Source organism: Pseudonocardia sp. CA-142604, assembly GCF_050948475.1.
GTDB lineage: Bacteria > Actinomycetota > Actinomycetes > Mycobacteriales > Pseudonocardiaceae > Pseudonocardia > Pseudonocardia alaniniphila.
This window is the reverse complement of the sequence record NZ_CP192045.1, coordinates 3,217,389-3,235,509: the sequence shown is the minus strand read 5'-3', so window position 1 is coordinate 3,235,509 and position 18,121 is coordinate 3,217,389. Positions and strand designations below refer to the sequence as shown.

Annotated in this window: 20 protein-coding genes and 3 pseudogenes; 7 read left to right on the top strand and 16 right to left on the bottom strand. The window is 68.3% G+C overall.

Annotated elements, in window-relative coordinates; translation table 11 throughout:
- Nucleotides 1-257: 257 nt before the first annotated feature.
- Nucleotides 258-1,409 carry a glutathione-independent formaldehyde dehydrogenase gene (locus ACQPZQ_RS14920; protein WP_433296015.1) on the top strand — a complete coding sequence of 384 codons (1,152 nt, stop codon included), beginning with the start codon at nt 258-260 and terminating at the stop codon, nt 1,407-1,409.
- Nucleotides 1,410-1,487: 78 nt separating this feature from the next.
- On the opposite strand, the gene ppk2 is transcribed toward ACQPZQ_RS14920, so the two are convergent.
- From ppk2 to ACQPZQ_RS14875, 9 genes and pseudogenes are all read right to left on the bottom strand, one after another.
- Complete coding sequence (gene ppk2, locus ACQPZQ_RS14915) at nt 1,488-2,381, bottom strand: polyphosphate kinase 2 (RefSeq protein ID WP_433299211.1); 894 nt, start codon at nt 2,379-2,381, stop codon at nt 1,488-1,490.
- A gap of 315 nt (nt 2,382-2,696) precedes the next feature.
- The gene (locus ACQPZQ_RS14910; protein ID WP_433296013.1) at nt 2,697-3,056 is read right to left on the bottom strand and encodes a hypothetical protein; all 360 of its coding nucleotides are present in this window, start codon (nt 3,054-3,056) and stop codon (nt 2,697-2,699) included.
- 91 nt (nt 3,057-3,147) lie between these two features.
- Nucleotides 3,148-4,149, bottom strand: a complete 1,002-nt coding sequence (locus tag ACQPZQ_RS14905; protein ID WP_433296011.1) for an erythromycin esterase family protein — start codon at nt 4,147-4,149, stop codon at nt 3,148-3,150.
- Nucleotides 4,150-4,486: 337 nt separating this feature from the next.
- The gene (locus ACQPZQ_RS14900; RefSeq protein ID WP_433296009.1) at nt 4,487-4,822 is read right to left on the bottom strand and encodes an Hsp20/alpha crystallin family protein; all 336 of its coding nucleotides are present in this window, start codon (nt 4,820-4,822) and stop codon (nt 4,487-4,489) included.
- Between the two features lie 521 nt (nt 4,823-5,343).
- On the bottom strand, nt 5,344-6,114 hold the full coding sequence (locus ACQPZQ_RS14895) for a DUF2267 domain-containing protein (RefSeq protein ID WP_433296007.1): 771 nt from the start codon (nt 6,112-6,114) through the stop codon (nt 5,344-5,346).
- Between the two features lie 16 nt (nt 6,115-6,130).
- A complete protein-coding gene (locus tag ACQPZQ_RS14890; protein ID WP_433296005.1) occupies nt 6,131-6,502 on the bottom strand; it encodes a PRC-barrel domain-containing protein in 372 nt (123 codons plus the stop codon).
- A 725-nt stretch (nt 6,503-7,227) separates the two neighbouring features.
- Nucleotides 7,228-7,358, bottom strand: a pseudogene (locus ACQPZQ_RS14885) (IS701 family transposase); the annotation flags it as partial.
- Nucleotides 7,359-7,431: 73 nt separating this feature from the next.
- A complete protein-coding gene (locus tag ACQPZQ_RS14880) occupies nt 7,432-8,547 on the bottom strand; it encodes a hypothetical protein (RefSeq protein WP_433296003.1) in 1,116 nt (371 codons plus the stop codon).
- A 469-nt stretch (nt 8,548-9,016) separates the two neighbouring features.
- A pseudogene (locus ACQPZQ_RS14875) lies at nt 9,017-9,667 on the bottom strand (IS256 family transposase); the annotation flags it as partial.
- 89 nt (nt 9,668-9,756) lie between these two features.
- Here ACQPZQ_RS14875 and ACQPZQ_RS14870 point away from each other — a divergent pair.
- The gene (locus tag ACQPZQ_RS14870) at nt 9,757-10,059 is read left to right on the top strand and encodes a hypothetical protein (RefSeq protein WP_433296001.1); all 303 of its coding nucleotides are present in this window, start codon (nt 9,757-9,759) and stop codon (nt 10,057-10,059) included.
- 627 nt (nt 10,060-10,686) lie between these two features.
- Here ACQPZQ_RS14870 and ACQPZQ_RS14865 read toward each other — a convergent pair.
- The 3 genes from ACQPZQ_RS14865 to ACQPZQ_RS14855 form a co-directional block, all read right to left on the bottom strand.
- Nucleotides 10,687-11,037 carry a helix-turn-helix domain-containing protein gene (locus ACQPZQ_RS14865; protein ID WP_433295999.1) on the bottom strand — a complete coding sequence of 117 codons (351 nt, stop codon included), beginning with the start codon at nt 11,035-11,037 and terminating at the stop codon, nt 10,687-10,689.
- Between the two features lie 140 nt (nt 11,038-11,177).
- A complete protein-coding gene (locus tag ACQPZQ_RS14860) occupies nt 11,178-11,825 on the bottom strand; it encodes a hypothetical protein (protein ID WP_433295997.1) in 648 nt (215 codons plus the stop codon).
- Nucleotides 11,826-11,869: 44 nt separating this feature from the next.
- The gene (locus tag ACQPZQ_RS14855) at nt 11,870-12,319 is read right to left on the bottom strand and encodes an Hsp20/alpha crystallin family protein (protein WP_433295995.1); all 450 of its coding nucleotides are present in this window, start codon (nt 12,317-12,319) and stop codon (nt 11,870-11,872) included.
- 169 nt (nt 12,320-12,488) lie between these two features.
- On the opposite strand from ACQPZQ_RS14855, the gene ACQPZQ_RS14850 reads away from it, so the two are divergent.
- Nucleotides 12,489-12,659: a hypothetical protein gene (locus tag ACQPZQ_RS14850; RefSeq protein ID WP_433295993.1), complete on the top strand. Its 171-nt coding sequence runs from the start codon at nt 12,489-12,491 to the stop codon at nt 12,657-12,659.
- A gap of 608 nt (nt 12,660-13,267) precedes the next feature.
- Here ACQPZQ_RS14850 and ACQPZQ_RS14845 read toward each other — a convergent pair.
- The 3 genes from ACQPZQ_RS14845 to ACQPZQ_RS14835 are packed head-to-tail and all read right to left on the bottom strand — an operon-like array spanning nt 13,268 to nt 14,498.
- Nucleotides 13,268-13,657, bottom strand: a complete 390-nt coding sequence (locus ACQPZQ_RS14845; protein WP_433295991.1) for a transposase — start codon at nt 13,655-13,657, stop codon at nt 13,268-13,270.
- On the bottom strand, nt 13,560-14,174 hold the full coding sequence (locus ACQPZQ_RS14840) for a DDE-type integrase/transposase/recombinase (protein WP_433299209.1): 615 nt from the start codon (nt 14,172-14,174) through the stop codon (nt 13,560-13,562). The genes ACQPZQ_RS14845 and ACQPZQ_RS14840 overlap by 98 nt, the downstream gene beginning before the upstream one ends.
- Nucleotides 14,175-14,186: 12 nt before the next feature.
- Nucleotides 14,187-14,498 carry a transposase gene (locus tag ACQPZQ_RS14835; protein ID WP_433295989.1) on the bottom strand — a complete coding sequence of 104 codons (312 nt, stop codon included), beginning with the start codon at nt 14,496-14,498 and terminating at the stop codon, nt 14,187-14,189.
- A gap of 49 nt (nt 14,499-14,547) precedes the next feature.
- On the opposite strand from ACQPZQ_RS14835, the pseudogene ACQPZQ_RS14830 reads away from it, so the two are divergent.
- A pseudogene (locus ACQPZQ_RS14830) lies at nt 14,548-14,709 on the top strand (IS630 family transposase); the annotation flags it as partial.
- Between the two features lie 297 nt (nt 14,710-15,006).
- On the opposite strand, the gene ACQPZQ_RS14825 reads toward ACQPZQ_RS14830, so the two are convergent.
- Nucleotides 15,007-15,594 (bottom strand): hypothetical protein, encoded by a 588-nt coding sequence (locus tag ACQPZQ_RS14825; RefSeq protein ID WP_433295987.1) that lies wholly within the window; start codon nt 15,592-15,594, stop codon nt 15,007-15,009.
- Between the two features lie 1,392 nt (nt 15,595-16,986).
- Between ACQPZQ_RS14825 and ACQPZQ_RS14820 the strand changes: the two genes are divergently transcribed.
- Genes ACQPZQ_RS14820 through ACQPZQ_RS14810 form a run of 3 tightly spaced genes read left to right on the top strand, consistent with a single transcriptional unit; the run spans nt 16,987 to nt 18,121 of the window.
- Complete coding sequence (locus ACQPZQ_RS14820) at nt 16,987-17,253, top strand: hypothetical protein (RefSeq protein ID WP_433295985.1); 267 nt, start codon at nt 16,987-16,989, stop codon at nt 17,251-17,253.
- Nucleotides 17,250-17,519, top strand: a complete 270-nt coding sequence (locus ACQPZQ_RS14815) for a hypothetical protein (RefSeq protein ID WP_433295983.1) — start codon at nt 17,250-17,252, stop codon at nt 17,517-17,519. Before ACQPZQ_RS14820 ends, ACQPZQ_RS14815 begins: the two co-directional genes overlap by 4 nt.
- Entirely contained in the window at nt 17,516-18,121 is a 606-nt protein-coding gene (locus ACQPZQ_RS14810; RefSeq protein WP_433295981.1) for a hypothetical protein, read from the top strand. Before ACQPZQ_RS14815 ends, ACQPZQ_RS14810 begins: the two co-directional genes overlap by 4 nt.

Here is an 18,121-nt window from a genome sequence, read left to right as displayed (position 1 = left end):
TCAAACGCACTAGCGGATCGATCGCGGGGCGGCACGATCAACGTCCGGTTCCGCACGTTCGCTGCGGGCCTGACGGCGAATACGCTGATCAACCGCACGGATACGCTTCGCGTCGACCCGCCCACGCGGGCAGGTTGCGGTCCCGGGCTTCGTCCTCTCGGGCCGATGCGCCAACCCTTCCGTAATGCGCACCATCGCCTCAACCGCAATGTGAGCCGATCACGCCGTGACGTGACCCGGAAGGACGGAAATCCAGAATGAAGGCAGTCGTGTACCGCGGCCCGCGAGACGTCCGAGTGGAGCAGGTGCCGGACCCGAGGATCGAGAAACCGACCGACGCGATCGTGCGCATCACGAGCACGAACATCTGCGGTTCGGACCTGCACATGTACGAGGGCCGGACCAGCTTCGAACCGGGGCGGGTGTTCGGCCACGAGAACCTCGGCGAGGTCGTCGAGGTCGGCGACGCCGTGGAGAAGATCAAGATCGGCGACATGGTCTCCGCGCCCTTCAACGTGAGCTGTGGGCACTGCCGCAACTGCGAGCGCCAGCTGACCAACTACTGCCTGACCGCCAACACCCCCGGCGTCGCCGGGGCCGCGTACGGGTTCGCCGACATGGGCCCCTGGCAGGGCGGACAGGCCGAGTACCTGCGCGTGCCGTGGGCTGACTTCGACGCCCTGCGGCTTCCCGAGGACGCCCGCGACCGGCAGAACGACTACGTGATGCTGTCCGACATCTTCCCGACCGGCTGGCACTCGACCGAGATGGCCGGGCTCTACCCCGGCGACACCGTGGTGATCTACGGCGCCGGCCCCGTCGGGCTGATGGCCGCGCTCTCGGCCACCCTGAAGAGCGCATCGCGGGTGTGGATCGTGGACCGGCATCCCGACCGGCTCCGGCTCGCTGAGGAGATCGGCGCCACTCCGATCGACGACTCCAAGGTCGACCCCGTCCAGTTCGTGCTGGACCAGACGAACGGATGGGGAGCCGACTGCGGGTGCGAATGCGTCGGCTACCAGGCGCACGATCCAATGGGCCAGGAACACAACAACGATACGCTCGACAAGCTTGTCCGCTCGGTGAAGTTCACCGGCCGGATCGGCACGGTCGGCGTCTACGTTCCGCAGGACCCGAAGGCCCCGGACGAGTTCGAGAAGCAGGGCAAGGTCCCGTTCGACTTCGGGCTGCACTGGTTCAAGGGCCAAACGCAGGGGGCCGGCCAGTGCCCGGTGAAGCGGTACAACCGCAACCTGCGCAGCCTCATCCACGAGAACAAGTGCACGCCATCCTGGATCGTGTCCCACGAGTTGCCACTCGAACGCGCCGCGGAAGCGTACAAGGCCTTCGACGCTCGCGAGAACGGCTGGACGAAGGTCGTCCTCAAGCCGCAGATGTCGGCGAGCTGACCCGCAGCACGACGAAGGGGCCGCACGACGAAGGCCCTCCGCGCCGCCTCTCCGCGGCCGGAGGGCCTCCTCAGGGGATCAATGCTGGTCGTGACCCAGCGTCAGCGGTGGGAACCGGTGGGGCCGCTCGTCGGCCTCGAACAGAGCCATCGCGGACCCCACGATGCGCAGGTCCGGCCTCCCCACAACCTCGGCGTCCTTCTCCGGGTAGTCGAACTGGCTCAGCACGTAGCGCATGGCCTCGAGCCGGGCGCGCTTCTTGTCGTTGCCCTTGATCACGGTCCAAGGCGCGTCCGCGGTGTCGGTGTAGAAGAGCATCGCCTCCTTCGCCTCGGTGTACTCGTCCCATCTGTCGAGCGAGGCGAGGTCGGTCGGGCTGAGCTTCCACTGCCGGACGGGGTCGATCTGGCGGATGATGAACCGGGTCCGCTGCTCGCCGCGCGACACCGAGAACCAGAGCTTGATCAAATGGACGTGGCTGCGGACGAGCATGCGCTCCAGCTCGGGCACCTCGCGCAGGAACTCCATGTAGTCCCGCGGATCGGTGAAGCCCATGACCCGTTCGACGCCTGCGCGGTTGTACCAGCTGCGGTCGAACAGAACGATCTCCCCGCCCGCGGGGAGGTGGGCGATGTAGCGCTGGAAGTACCACTGCGTCGCCTCGCGTTCGGAGGGTTTGGCCAGCGCCACGACCCGAGCCCCGCGCGGGTTCAGATGCTCCATGAACCGCTTGATCGTGCTGCCCTTGCCCGCGGCGTCGCGGCCCTCGAACAGGATGACGATCTTCTGCCCGGTGTCCTTCGCCCAGTACTGCAGCTTGAGCAGCTCGATCTGCAGGGGCCGCTTGAACCTGTCGTAGGTGGCCCGGGACATCCGCTCGTCGTACGGGTAACCCTCCCGCCACGTCTCGACCGGCTCGCCGTCCGGACCGATGAGCACCGGGTCGTCGTCGGCGTCGTCGATCACCCGCATGTCGTCGATGTGCTCGAACACGTCCAGGCGGCCGCCACCGCGCGCCCCCCAGGTACTGGAGCGGCCGACGGCGGACGTCGTCGGGCCGGCCGCGTCGTCGTCCGCTGGATTCTTGCCGCCTCGGCCCATCATGTCCTCCTCCGAGGGGTCGGCTGCAGACGTCGAGGTACCCGGTCGGCGGCGCGCTCCACTCCATTGAAGTCCTCATAGCAGGCTGTATTTCATTAACCACATACGTTCGCCGTTTTGATCATGTGGCTGCCGCGGGTAGGCCCCGACAGCCATATCGGATGCCGTCCGGGCCTGCATCTGCGTCTACGCGGTCCGGCGAAGTGCCTCGAGCATGCCGTGCAGGTGGGCAACCGCGAGCTCGACGTCGTAGTAGTTGCGTTGCCCGGCCCGTGACTCCGCGGCCAGCAGTCCGCAGCGGTGGACCTTCTCGAAGTCGCCGTAGGGGAACTTGTAGCGGCCTTTCTTGTCTTCGTCTTCTTGGCCGTCGATCCCGAGGTGCCACTTGGCGTACTCGCCGATGCCGCGCTGTTGAATGAAGTCGTTTTCCTGCCGTGTGGATGGCTGGTGCTCGCTCCATGCGTCACGGTCGTCGATGACGTACTTGCCCGCCACGATCAGATCGCGCGCGTGGTCATACGCCCTCTGGTTCAATTTGACTGTCATGACCTTTCCATCCCCGTGTGGTGGTGCGGCTCGGGCGAGACGCACGCCGAGATCTGCTCTGATTGCTCGTGGAACCGGATTCCGGGTCGCATCAGCCATCGTTCTCACCGTGTGGGAGCGCCCGGAGGGGGCGGAGGAACCGGTCTCGAGCCAGGTGAGCTACCTGTTCTAGCGTTCCGGGTTCCTCGAACAGGTGCGTCGCGCTCGGAATGATCTCGAGACGGATCTCGCCGCCCACTTTCTGCGCGACCTTGCGATTGAGGTCGATCACGACTGGGTGGCGTTCCACGACGATCAGCAAGGTGCGTTGCCCCGCCTTCGGAAGGTGTGCGTCGGCAAGGTCGAGGCGTCCGCCGCGGGAAACGACGGCCTGCACGGTGTTCGGCCGGTTCGCGGCGGCGATGAGCGCGGCCGCGGCGCCGGTGCTGGCTCCGAACAGGCCGGTACCGAGGCCGGCGGTGGGGCTATCCGCCACCCAGTCGGTCAGCCCCGTGACCCGGCGGGCGAGCAGGTCGATGTCGAACCGCAACGCCGTTGTTCGCAAGTTGAACTGCTCCTCCTCCCGGGGGAGCAGGTCGGCCAGCACCGTGACCAAGCTGGCCCGGTTGAGCTCGTCGGCGACATAGCGGTTCCGCGAGCTGTGCCGACCACTGCCGCTGCCATGGGCGAACAGCACCGCTCCGCGCGTGGACTCTCGGGGCACCCCGAGGTCGGCTTCGAGTAGGACACCGGCGACCGGAACCAGGCTCTGATGGATTGCGCGCGGGACGCTCATGGTGTCCTCCCGGCGATGGGCAGCGGCGAAGACCGAGAAAGTGATCTTGCGGCTCGCGCGGTGCGGGCTACGTTGGCTGGTCGTGTAGGCATCAGACCGCGAAGGGGTAGGTTCGTCGAACTGGTCGGCGAGCCGGGCGCGGAAGTAGTGGCTCTGGTGCTCCGTCTCCGGGCGGTAGATGGCTCCGATGGCGCGCTCCAGACGGGCCGAGTGGAGCACCTCGGCCGCTCGCGTCGACTTCGGAAAGGAGAGCATGAACTCCTTCTGCCCGACCTGGTGAAACAGCTCTTCGACGCTGCCCGACAGCGCAGGGCGCACCGACTTGCGCTGCGCCTGACCACCCCAGCGCGGCCGCCGCGGTCACCATGCCGGTGTAAGTGGTGAACCCGAGATTGCAGCAGTCGCCGGAGTGGCGTTCGCGCATGAGCTGCCCCCGTTCCGCGGTGTCGTGTGCAACCTGGGTTCTGCTTAGCGCCATTACTCGATCAGGGCCGGGCGAGTGCGACCGGAGACCGGGACATGCACTCGGGTAGCGGGCTCTCGGCTGGTCGAGCAGCCCAGCGTCATCACCGACCCGACAACCGCGCGTGCGTCGCAGCAGCGGCAAGGGCCCAGCGCCCTCGACGAGCCCCGCCACGTGCTCCTCTCACCTCGTCTAGCGTGCGCCACCTTCGGTGGCGCTTGCCGTGACCTGCCGCGGTTCCTGGTCACTGGTCTGGACCTCGATCCGCCTAGGCTTGGCCTTCTCGGAGACCGGGATGGTGAGGCACAGCTCGCCGCGAGCGTAGTCGGCGGTCATCTTGTTCAGTTCCATGCTGTCGCCGAGGAACACCTGCCGGGTGAAGATCCCGTAGGCGCGCTCATCGACGATCACCTCGTCGTCCTCCTGGCGGGCAGGACGCCGTTCCGCGCGGATCGTGACGATGTTGCGTTCAATGGTGATGTCCACGTCCTCGGCGCTGACCCCCGGCAGATCGAAATAGGCGACCACCTGATCGCCCCTGCGGACGGCCGACATCGGAATGGACCGAGGTCCCTGCCTCTCCCCCATCATCTGTTGCGTCAGCCGATCGAAACCCGCGAACGGATCGAACCTCAACAATGACATCGGTGTGCTCCTCCACTCGCTGCTCGCTCACCGGGGGCTAATCTGCAGTCTGCCTGCGCACCGGTTCCTGGTTAGGCCCGCATCTGGACGAGATCCACATCTCGCCGGGGTCCGCCCACCGACGCCTCGCCGGGCCGCCCACCAACATTGCCATCCCGGCCGTTGCAGCCCCGCGCCACGGCGCAGATGCGATTGTTAAGAAGGGCCGTTCCCCAAGCCTCGTCCCGGGGGCGTGAAATGGGGCGGCACGAGCCGACCTGCCAGGACCACCAGCCCGTTGGCCCCGCGGCTCACCCACAGCACAGCCGGCCGAGTACCGACAGGCGCACCCCGCACCCGGCGGAACACCACGGCCGTACCCGGCCCATGGTGTCATCCGCGCCGCTCGTGCGCGACCTCGTCGGTCAGCGCCGGGCCCGCGTCCCGGGGCGCTCGAACAGCGTCCGGTACTCCGCGGGCAGTTGGACCGTCACGTCGAAGAACTCGTCGCCCACGTCGTCGCGGAGCACGGCGACCACGGCAGGGATTCCCCGTACCGCGTCCTCCAGGTCGAGCTCGGCACGCTCGGCCACCCGGATCACGAAGTCCGTCATGCGCATCCGGTGATCCGGAGTCTCAGCACCGCGGCGAAGGGGTTCCTGCAGGGCCACCGGCAGCTGGGCAGCGAGGTCGGCCGCATCACCTGGCGCGATCCGCTGGGCGAGTGTCTCCAGCACCGCGGACGTGAGGCGGCCCGCCTGCTCGACTCTCGTGCCGGCGCGCTGGGCGACCCGGGCCAGGAACGCGTCGGCGGGATCCATCGCGGAACGGCCCGACAGCAGCGGGCCGTACTCGCGGGGCAACTGCGCAGTGAGGTCGGCGAACTCGTCGTCACCGATCCCCTGGCGGAGCACGATGAGCACCGCGGCCGCGTGCCGTTCTGCGGTGGACGGGTCGACTCCCTCTCGGTCGGCCACCCGGCGCACGAACTCCGCGACGCCGAACCGCTGGGCAGGCCCCGGAGTGTGCAGGTAAGGCTGCAGCTCCGCCGGGAGCCGTTCTAGCACGTCGGCGGCCTCGCCCCGGCTGAGGTGCTCGGCCAGCGTGCTCAGCACGGCCTCTGTGGCGCGTTCGGCGCCCTCACGGTCGGTGCCGGCGAGCCCGGCGACGAGCTCGGTGAACCGTTCGGTATCCATCGGTGCCCCCTCTCGGTCAGCGGTTCGTGAGCCAGTCCCAGGCGCGGCGCAGCCGGGCCTCGAGCGGGCTCTCCACGACGGATCCGTCGAAGCGCACCCGGGGGCGCTCCGGCTCGCGGGGTTCGCGCAGGGCTTCCCGCCCGACCGAGAGCACGACACCGCGCTCGTGGAGTGCGGCGATCTGATCCGCGTCGGCGTAGAGGTGCCGCCCCGGGAGCGGGAGGGTGTGCACGACGATCCCGTGGAAGATGTCGTGGGGCTCGTCCGCGAGCACGTGGTCCACGACCCCGACCCGTTCGCCGTCGGGCTTGTAGACCGGGGTTCCATCGGCCAGCGCCGTGTAGGCGATGGGCCGGCCGAGATCGCGGTCCCAGGCCTCGCCCGTCATACGTCCTGCACCGGGCCCTCCCCCATGTCGGTGGTCTGCTCCACGTTCGCGGAGAGCGGCCACCCGAGCACCGGCCTGGCCCAGCCAACTGGGTCAGGCGGTCTCGTCACCGCGGGTCGACCACCAGGGACCCCGGCCGGCCCTGTCCTCCCGGGCCGACTCATGGCCGCGGTGTTCGTCGTGCCACCGGCACCATGCGTGGAAGCAGCAGGGCCGACCGTCGTCGTACGCGAAGCCGTCGGAGGAGAGCTCATGACAAGAACCGCTCGCACCCGCCAGGACGGGTCGCAACCGATTCCTTCACCGCCGCTGTCGAGGAGGAACGCGTGCGCCAGGCCCGGACTCGCCGCCGGCGATGACCCACCCGATCCGGTCGAGGACGCGCGTCCCAGGCGAACCGCGCGCCGAGCCCGTCCTGCTTAAGAGGCCTCGCAACTCGGGTGATCTTCATGGGCGGCGCCGGGGGGGTCCCAACGGTGAGTGGTCCGCACTCGTCGGATGAGGGCACGGACGGACGGTGATGATCGCATCAGCCAGGTCAAAGAACGCGTCGGTGACGACGTAACAGCGTTGGCGCCGGGTTGAAGGCGTTTGCGCCAGGAATTCGCGCTCACGTGCCATCCGCCGCTGGCCTGGATCAGTGCTTTCCCCCTCATGGGCGACACACGTCGTTGGGGCGCTGGTCAGACGCATAACCCGGAGCGGAGGTGAACGAAACCGCTTCTGACGAACTGCTGAAGCTGCTGGTGATCCACACCCAACCGGGCCGCCATCGGCTGCATCGACTTGCACTTGCGCCATCGACCCGCGCAGATACGGCCGTGAACGCCTCCAGCCGCGGCCTGACCTGCTCCATCGTCCGTAGTCCCGACCAGACAGAGATCACGCGACGAACCGGATCTGCGGCAGCACGGACCCAACAAAGTATCCTAATGGTCATTGCGGTGCTTGCGGTATCGGGTGCCCCAGGTTGCGCTGCGGACTGTGTCGGTCGATTCCAGGCCGGATCCGAGAGCACCGCCGATGGTGGCCAGCGAGGAGACCAGCCAGGCGAGCCGGAAGTAGTCGGCGAAGCTCACCGGCCGTCCGATCGCGTGGGAGAACACCTCCGGGACCACCACGAACCAGCCGGTCAGGAAATTTCCGACGAGCAGCACCACGTATGACACCATTACGCCGATCGCAAGAGTCAACAACGTCGCTGCGTTGTAGAGACGGATTCGATGGCGTTCCCGCTGGTCGTTGGTACCCGGGTGCTGCCACAGTCCGTGATTCAGGATCAGCCAGCCGATGATCGCGGCAAGGGAGACCGCCGTGGCGATCCACAGCCGGATCGTACTCATGGCCGCGCTGACCTGCCAGACAGGGCTGGACACCAGCCCGAACGCAGCGGTGGCCAGCGCCGCGGCGAGCGCACCGCGCAAACCGAGCACCAGTCGCCACGGGCGGTTCACCCGCACCATCCCGACCAGCATTCGCTGCTGCCCGCCCGACTTGGTCAACCGCAGGTCGATGTCATCGTCGGCGGGCTCGATCCGACGCAGGCTGGTCACCCGTTGCTCGAGTCGCTGAAGGCGATCGTCGGCGTCATCTCCAGACGCCCACTCGAGGATCAGCCCGGCGATGATGTCCCCGGCCTGCTCCGCCGGGTTCAGCACCTTCAACGCGGGAACGACGAGCAATGCAGCTCCCGCCTCCCCGCTCAGCTCCGCCACGAGGGGACGGCCGTCCTCGTGCACCGGCAGGTCGGTCAGGCAGATCGCCAAGTCCCAGCCCTCCTGCGCGCGCCGCTTGGCGACCACGTCGATCAGCCGTTCCCCGTGGCCGTCCCCGCGACGCCGCAGCGTCTCCGAGACCACGACGAACGTGTAGCGCATCCCGGCCCGGGGCTGGTCGGCCAGCAGGTCCGGCAACTCCCTGGCGACCTGCTCCGCGATCTCGGCAGGAAGGCCGGGATCGGCCAGCAGCCCGACGAGCACGTTCCGCGCCCGGCTGTCTTCGGCCTCCCATCGGATCGGCGTGTCGAGCGCCTTCTGCGATGCCATCGCCGCCCCCTTCCGGGCCTGGTCGGCCTCATCGGCCGGTCTCTGCACGCCACGGGCCGACTCACCCGTCGAGCAGGCCAAGCGCGGCCCGATGGGCAGGTCCCTGCCCTCGCCCCCGAACGGAGAGCACGACGAGGTGAACATTTCATGGTCAACGCGCGCAGGGCGTGTAGTGCGATCGGTTGAACGTGCCCGACATTCCTGTGAGCAAAACCTCCGGCACAGACCGGCTGATGTTCCTGCCTTCTCAACCGCCGTAGCGGGGCCGACCACCGACGATCTGGCCAGCACCGATGCCGCACGGAGTGCGGATGCTCGGGTCCGCCTGCGCGTCGATAGAGGTCGGCCACCCAGGCATTGGACAGTCGGGAGTCGAGGGCGAACTCACAGACCGCGTCGCGCAGTTGTTTATCGGCCGGCCAACAGACGCTGACGATGGTGAATTTGCTCGAGTGGCGCGTCGAACGCATCACACCGGCGGCGCATAGGTCGATCTGGAGCGTGTCGCTGGCGGTGGACGATTGCGGAGCGCGTTTCGCGACCTAGACGCGTGGCTCATGGCGCCCCCGACCTCCCGGCCCTAGTGATTCGGTCTGCTCGGCGAGCACCGCCCCGACCAGCCGGATCACCGCGGCCCGGTCCGGGAAGATCCCGACCACGTCGGTGCACCGGCGGATCTCCTTGTTCAACCGCTCTTGCGGGTTGTTCGACCAGATCTGGCGCCACAGCTCCCGCGGGAACGAGGTGAACGCCAACTGGTCCGCCCTCGCGGCGTCGAGATGCTGTGCTGCGACGGGAAACTTCGCTTCCAAGCCCTCAACGACCCGGTCGAACTGCGCGTGCACCTGCGCCGCATCGGGCTGGTCGAACACCGTGCGCAGCAGCGTGAGAACCCAGGGCTGCGCCGACTTCGGGACCCCGGTGGCCAGGTTGCGGGCGTAATGGGTGCGGATGATCGTTGCCAGCTCGCCCCGCCGAGGGTGGCGCCGATGGCCTCGACCAACCCGGCATGAGCATCGGAAACAACCAGCGCCACCCCCGACAGCCCACGCGCCACCAGCGAGCGCAGGAACGCCAACCAGCCCGCCCCGTCCTCGCCCGAGACGACGTCCAGACCCAGACCTCGCGCTGCCCACTCCGGAAGTCTCCGCGGCCGATGTCGCCGAGACCAGCTACACCTGTTTCGCCCACCCCAGGGACGCGATCGAGGTGCGGCTGATCGTGCGCCGGGTCCGCCCCGCCCCCGGTTCCCAGCTAACGTTGTTCACCGACTGGGACTACCACGTCTTCGTCACCGACCGCGACGGCAAGACGCTCGAACTGGGGGCCGATCACCGCCGCCACGCCGTGGTCGAGCAGTCCATCGCCGAGCTCAAATCCGCCGGCTGGGCCCACGCCCCTTCGGGCCGGTTCTTCGCCAACGCGGCCTGGACCAGCCTGGCGGTCATGGCCATAACCTCGCTCGCGCCATCGGCGCGCTCGCCGGCGCCGAACTGGCCCGCGCCACCATGACCACCCTGCGGCTGCGGCGCAGGCTATTCACCGTCCCCGGCCGGCTGGTGCGCTCCGCCCGACGCCAGCACCTACGCCTGCCCCGCAGCTGGCCCTGGCAGACAGCCTTCCTCACCACGCTGACCGCCATCACCGCGCTGCCCATGCGATGTTGAACCACCGCTGACCCGAAAGCCGGACAGACCGACCGATCACGCCCGCCTTCAGACCTACCGACAGGGGATCGCCAAGATCACAAGCAGCGAAGATCCACCTCAAAGCTGGGCCGCGGATCCGGGCTCAGGCGTCTTTAGGCCAGCAAATCGACAGCGAGGGCCTGCTGTGAAAAACCTCCATCTCGCGGTTCCGGACTGGACGGGTCCGGTGCGGAGTTCGGCAGACTGTGACGGGACACGCCAGCGCAACCTGGCGGTCATGCTCCTGATCAGGCCAGCTGCGCCGGTCACATCCGCTGCTGCCATCACCAGCTCGGCATGACCGAACCGGTCCAACGATCCTCACAGTCAGCCCCAAGCGCGGAGGTTCGTGGACCGACGAGATGAAGCAGTACCGGCCCCCAGGGGTGCTGGATCTCGGACCAGCGCGCCTCGGTCGGGCGGGCAGGACGGCGTGTATCTCGTTGACGTCCTACCGTCGGCGCTGCGGCTTGTTCCTGGCCGTTGGCTGCTTCGAATCTTCGCCAGCGTTGGCTTCGAGTTCGTTGATGCGGGCGTGTGCGGCGTCGAGTTCGTCTTGCAGGCCCACGATCCGTACGGCGGCGTCGAGAGTCATTCCTTCATCGAACAGCGCGCGCATCCGGGCGGCGAGTTCGAGTTGGCGGCGCGAGTAGCGGCGATGTCCGCCGCTGGAGCGGTGCGGTTCGAGAATGCCCGCGGCGTCGAGGCTGCGCAGGAACGCAGGCTGCACGTGTAGTAGCTCCGCGGCCTGGCCCATGGTGACGGCGGGGTAGTCCTCGTCGTCGAGTCGGCTTACACCCATCGGGCGCCTCGTTTCCCTTCCTGACCTGCCGAGTGGCGATACCCGCCGGGTGACGCGAAACGGGGCCCGGCCGTTGAGCCGGGCCCCGCATTGACAAGGTGTTTACGGAAGATCCAGATGTTCGGGGGTTGTCCTGATGATCACCCTCCCGTCTGTCTCGACCGGTCGCCGTCCCTGTGGCGTTCGAGCTCGTTTCCTACTGGACGAAAAGTATCGTCTGCACTGTAGGTCCTGTCAAGCGGTGAGCGTAGAACGCTGGGCGTCTGTTCGTGGACGCGCCGCCGGTGGTTCGATTCCTCATCTGCGCGATGGCCCCGCTCCGGGGCAGAGCCGGGCGGGGCCTCATCGCTTGCTGGACGTGCCAACTGATTGCACTCGTTGTCACGCCTCGTGTCGATGGATAGACCCACCACCTCCTCTGCTTGTCTCGGATCGACGCTGTCGGACCGGTGGGGTGCCCGGACAGGCGGGCCGCGTTGGCGGGCGCGGAGGTTCTGCGGCCGGTCGCAGCTGTCCCGCCTGGAGTGGGCGGCCGCCAGGGCGCGACGGCGGTGCGGTGGTAGCGGTCCGGTCACGGTCGTGACCGTGCGGGCCGGTGCGAGCCGTTGCTGGTCACCGGCGGCGTCGGGGAGGTTCGCGGCGATGATCGCGTTGAACTCAGCCCGGAGCAGCTCGTGGTCTGCGCAGATCAGGTCGACGAACGCCGCGGTGATTTCTGCGGCGTTCGCCCACTCGTCTGCGCGGAGGCGCACGGTCGCGGCGGGCTCAACTGTGGGGTGGTCGCTCATAGCCACTGCCCTCCCCGGTCGATCACCGTCCCCGGGGTCGGGGTTCAGGTTGAGGCGTTGATCTGCTTGGGCTCGCTGCCGGCGTCGGAGATGGCGATCCTGCGGGGCTTGGCCTTCTCCGCGATCGGGATCCGCAGGGTCAGCACCCCGGCGTCGTAGCTGGCGTCAATGTGGTCGACGTCGAGGGTGTCGCCGAGGAACAGCTGCCGGGAGAACACCCCCAGTGGGCGCTCGGCGACCTGCATCTCCACGTGCTCGCCGGTCGCGACCGGCCGCCGCTCGGCCTTGACGGTCAGCACGTTGCGTTCGACGTCGAGTTCGATCGCGTCCGGAGACACGCCGGGCAGGTCGAACGCGACCACGAACTCGTCCCCGGTCCGGTAGGCGTCCATCAGCATCGCGGTGGGCCGCGACCAGGTGCCCGGGGCGTTGGTGCCGAACACCTGCTGGGTCAGCCGGTCCAGCTCACGGAACGGGTCGGTGCGCATCAGCATCGCAGGCCACTCCCTTCATGATCGACGACAAGGCGGCGATGCTCTGTTGCGGCCCGAGGGATGACCCGGTACCGCTCCAGGTATCTGCAATCATAGGTAGAGGTTTCCATGTTCGCAAGCCTAGTATTGCCGTAGTCGGAGTTGGATGGTTGAGCGCGGGGAGGTCGCGATGGGCCTGACGAACGTGTGGCTGCAGACCGCCGCGGACGGGCGGGTGCGCACCGATCAAGTGACCGGAATCGGCGCCCACCAGGCCCCGGCACCGAGTGGGAAGCCGTCGCGTTGGCTACTCGATGTGGTGGTGCCGGTCTCGACCGGCAACGGCACCCGGGAGAACTAGGGAGTCACCGTGTCACCCGCACCCTGATCCAGACCTCCGAGCACCCCGGGGGACGCTCCCACCGAGCTGACCCCGCTGCTCACCCAGCTCGACATCACCCTGACCCCTATAGCGATCACCACCAGCCATGAGGACAGCCGAGACGAGGTACCCGGCAGCGATTCTGCGGATACCGCCCGCCTACCGGCACCAGAGACGATCTCGTCTCCGGATCCGGTCTGGTGAAGTTCCGCTTCGTCCCCTTCGCCAGCCCCGCGCCGGGCCATCACACCGACGCCGGATACCTCTGAACGTGCCCGGTCCTTCTGCGCTCGTCCGACCATCCGCCGCCGCAGTTCGACCGCGGTGTCGGGGCGGCGATCCGAGGCGGCGGAGACGGGAGGCAAGCGGCTCGCGTCTCCGCCGCGCAGGCCAGCGCGCTGGCGTAGCCAGCGGACAAAAGGTCGCCCCGGTACAGCCTCTCCGCGCTGGCCCTTGCCGCGGGCGCCCAGGAGTTTCAGTCGACTATCGCCGCTTAACGCTCCACAACGCCGTCAACCTCTCAAAACCAGCGGACCGGCAGGCATGGCTCCGCAAAGTGAGCTTCCCCCGGTGGCCCGGAGTGCTGGCTACCTGGCGGCGGCCGGGTCGGGCTCGGCAGCGTCAGCTGCCGGGTTATCGCTTTGGCCAGCATGCCAGGCGGCTTCGTACTCGTCGGGTGAGCGCCAGCCCAGCCGGTGTTGGATGCGTTCGGTGTTGTACCACCCGTCGATGTAGGCGAACCGGTCGTTCTCCGCCTCGTCGCGGGTCCGCCACGATTTTCGGTAGACCAGCTCGGTCTTCAATGTGGAGAAGAAGTTCTCCATCAGCGCATTGTCGTAGGAGTCCCCGACCGAGCCCATCGACGCAAGAATGCCGTGATCATCGAGGCGTTGACCAAAGCGCAGCGACGTAATTCGAACCCCTGTCCGAGTGATGGACCACCTGCCCGTCGCGGATCCCACGGGACCAGACCGCATACTCCAGCGCGCCGAGGATGAGGTCGGTGTCGCAGCAGTCCGAGCACCGCCACCCGACGATCCGGTTGGAGAACGCATCGCGCACCGCGGCCAGCCAGAACACCCCCTGAGCGCACGGGATCCGGGTCGCATCGGCCACCCAGAGCCGGTTGGGCGCCGGCGCGGTGAAGTCGCGGTCGACCAGATCCCGCGCCGGTTGTCGCGGCCGGGTTCTGCCTGGTCGAGCAGGTTCTCCACCTCTTACGCACGCGCCCTGCAATCCGGCCTCCCGCATCAACCGCTCGACCCGCTTGCGGGAGACGCGAACGCCGCGCCGTAGAAGGGGTGGCGTGCCCCCGCGGCGAGCCGTAGGTGGCGCCCGAGCGGTCGTGGATCGCGGCGATCTCGGCGAGCAGCACCGCGTCCGCCTGCTGCGACTCGGATGGCCGTCGGTGGCGGTCCAGCCAGCCGTAGTACGTCGATGGCGCGATGCCCACGACGCGCCGGATCGGGTCGACCCCGAACCGGTCGCGGAGATGCGCGACCGTTTTCAATACTTCTTCCTTATCGGGTGCATTCCCTGGGCAAAAAAAGCGCTTGCCGCCTTCAGGATTTCGTTGGCCCGGCGCAGCTCGGCGTTCTCTTTGCGGAGTCGGCGCAACTCCTCGGCCTCCGCGGTCGTGGGCCGGTCGGTGCGCTCGCCGCGGTTGGCCTCGTCCTGGCGAATCCAGTTGCGCAAGGCCTCGTGATGCACGCCCAGCTGCTCGGCCAGCCGACGGATCACCGGCCGCGGGTGTGTCTCCCGGTAGAGACGCACGGCGCGTTCACGCAGCACGTCGGGGTACTTCTTCGGTGCTGCCACAGAGACTCCCCTCACGGCCTACGGCCATGATCGTCGGTCTCCGGGCTACCGGGGGAACCTCACCTCTGTCCAAGCCTTGGAAGCCGACATCCGCGCCTGGATCGCCACGTGGAACACCGACCCGAAGCCTTACGTCTGGACCCGGACTGCGAACGAGATCCTCGAACGCCTCGCCAGTTATTTGAACAGGATTCCTGACTCAGGAGACTAGTTGGAGCCGATCCGGCCGGACAGGTAGGCCACCAGGGCGCCGACGTGGTTCAGCCGTCGAACCTGACGGGACAGCGCGAGAAGCCAGATCCTAAGGCTGCGCCCACCACAGCGAGCTTCGTGAGTACTGGCTGCGCGGGCCGGATCCGATACCTCGATTGCCGATTCAAGTTTCGGGACTAATCGACATGTATAACGAGTCGAAGCCGATCAGTGCGACGGCATCACACGGTGCGCGCAGCTCGGGAGGCAAGGTTCAAGCTCTTGTTGCAATGGCAAGGGCCGCAAGGGTCGTGGTTCATGCCGATCGCGCTTGGCGGCGGGTCAGGCGCCGGACCGCCCGGCCCCAGGGTGCCGATGAGGAAGAGGCGGTGAACCCAACGATTCGGCGGACCGCGCGCTCGAACTCCTCCACCGCGTTGACCACTGCCTCGGAGGTATGAGCCAACCTCGAGGGCGCCTGCGCGCTGTCCGACTCGGTCGCGCGGGCGTACCAGGAATCGAGGGCGTCCGCGTAGTTCCCCACGGTGTATCGGAGCTGGTCGGCTGCCCACGCGATGCTCTCGCTGCCGGAGATGCGCACCACCGGCAGCCGGGCGCGCAGCTGAGTCCAAGCCTCCAGGTACGCCACGTGCTGCTTCTCCCGGCGCTCGCGGCCGGCCGCGCCGGACTCCAGGACCGCGCGCAGCTCCCGGGCGTGGTCGAGGAACACGTCCACCGCGCTGACGTAGGCGCCGGCGGCCTCCCGCAGGGCGTCTTGGTTGGCGCGCTCGCGCTGGCCGCGCGAGCCTAGCCAGTTGTTCACCACGATGCCGCCGACAGCGATGAGCGCCGGGCCGAGGGCGAGGATGGCTCCGGCGCTGCTCACCGGCTCGATGTTTGCCATCCCCTGCTCCCCTGTCCCCGCGCCGCCCGCTGGCGCACTGCCATGCCCGATTCGAGCGCTACGTCTATTCCCCACACCCACCACGACCAGCTGCTCGCGGACAGTATCGATCATGAGTCAATTGCCCGGAACGTCGGCCCCAATGAGGCAAGGTTCGATTTCACCGCGCTGCGCAACTCGCCCTGAACGAGACCGATCGCTGCAGCCACACCGAGCAGAACGACGCCATCTCTGCCTACGTGCGCTGGCACAACCTCCGAACCCAAACCCCAGGTCAGCTTCGCGGTCGGCTCACCGATCCGGGCGAGGACCGATTACCCGCACGGTGCAACTCCGCGCGGGCCCGTTCGCCCCACCCGTGCGACCGAGGGCATCAATGGTCTCGCGGACCGGTCGCCGGTGGATACGCGACTACACAACGCGGCGCCGCCTCCGCAGCAACTCCGCGAAGGCCTGCTTGAGGCCGTTGGGCTTTCTACGCCGCTCCTCGCGCGTGATCGCGCCCCTGACAAGGGGGCCGCGATGGGCAAAGGTCCACGTCGCCGTGAGCTCTCTGCTGAGAGCATTGACATCGTGGCGTAGCCAGCCGGCGAAAGCGACCCCGCGGTCGACCAGAACCCTGGTACCGCGTTGAGTAGTACTGGGGCCGCCGCTCAGGAGGGGTCAGCTGCAGGCCCCTGTGGACCGTTGCGCCTCGGCTTGGAGCGCGCGGCATGCCGCGGTACCGGCTCGGCGACTTTCATGCCGTCGTCGGTCCTAATTCGGCACAGTGCGCGGCCGTCAGTGTGTGACCACGCGGGCACGGGCCCGTCGGCCATCCGCCAATAGCCCGGCCGCTGCACCCGGACCGCGCGACGACAGACCGGGCAACACAGGTTCTCGGCCTTCTGCCACCGACGCTCCTCGCGTCCGGACGGTCCGGGCACCACGTACCGGCGATTGATCACATCAGCCGAGCGTGGTGCCGCGTGTTGCTTCCTCGTGGCGTGCGGCGTGGTCATCGCGCGACCACGAGGCCGCCGTGCCGACGAACACGTCCCAGCCGCACCCGGACCGGACGCTTCCCCCGACACGGAGGGAGGTGGGTCGGTGATCGCAGTTGCAGGGCCGACGAAGGCGTCGACTATGCGAGGCCATCGAGGAGGTGCGCGACGGGGTCGACTGTCCGTTGCCGGTGTCGCAGGTGGTGTCGGGACCACGACGGTCGCCACGGCCATCGGCGCCGTAGACGGGGGCCTGTTCGTCGGACGTCCGGTCGGTGTACTGGTCTGCCGGGCCACTGGTGACTCCTTGATCCGAGCTGGCCGCGCGGCACAGCTTGTGACCGCAGCGACTGGGAGCAAGCCAGTTCTGGCGGTCACCGCCGCGGACGCGTCAGGACCGAGCCGCCCGGTGACCGCCCGACTGCGCCTCCTGGAGCCGCACGCAGCAGTTGTCGTGCTGCCGTTCGTCCGGCGCTGGCGTGACCTCGCCACCCCGCTGGACGAGGTACGCGGCTTGCTCACCGTCCCCCGGACGGAGATGCCCCGCTCATTACGGCGCTACGCCGCCGCCCTGAACGACCTGTGCGCCGGCCTGGAGCACCGCTCCCCGGCCACGGCCCGCCCGGCGGCTACGGCCGGGCGGGCCGCAGTCCCCACTCGAGGAAGGACATCATGATCGTGCTCAGAGCCGCTGTTCCCAACCCACCGCCTGCTGCTCCGCCGGGTCTCGACGAGCTCGCGGGTGAGCTGCTCGGGTGGCTCAAGTGGGGCGTGATCGTCGCCGGGGTCCTCGGGATCTTCATCTGCGCCCTGATGCTCATCATCGGCCGCCGCAACCGCTCGGCCACCGCCTACGAGGGCCTCGTCGGGTCGGCGTGGGTGATCGGCGGGCTCGCGCTGGCATCGGTGGCTGCGCTGCTGGTGGGGGCGTTCCAGATATGACCAAGCGCCTCCTGCAACCCGCCGTCGCCGCGACGGTGGTGCTGGCCGCTGCGGTCGGTTGCTCCACGACCCCGGGCCCGGAACACCACGCAACAGATCGTGTCGTGCTCGTGGCAGTGCCCGGCGGCCTCGCAGCCTCATCGCTGCGGCACGGCCCTTTCCAGGAGCTCAACGGCCGCGCGATCGGATTCAGCCACGACGAGCTGGGCGCCGGGCTCGCGGCGACCCACATCGGAGCCCGCACGGCACCCGCCGCAGGAACGGACGTCGCTTCAGCGACGCTCGACGAGCAGTGCTGGGGCGACATGGCGCGCGCCCGTGAGCGCCTGTTCACCGCCCTCCCCCGCCCTGACGCCCCGCCGCAAGAGACTGTCAGCGCGACGGCGATGTACTACCGCGTCATCGCCGGCGACGCCCGCGGCGAGTTCGTGGTGCTGTCGTTGCTGGCCGACACCCCGCAGGCCCGTGCCCGGGGCGGTCTCTCTCGTGTCGACGCGACGATGCGCTGGTCCGGACAGGACTGGCAGCTGCGCGTGCCACTCCCCCGCCCCAGCGTCCACCCCGACACCACCGGCTACCGCCTGCTCGGACCGACACCGTGA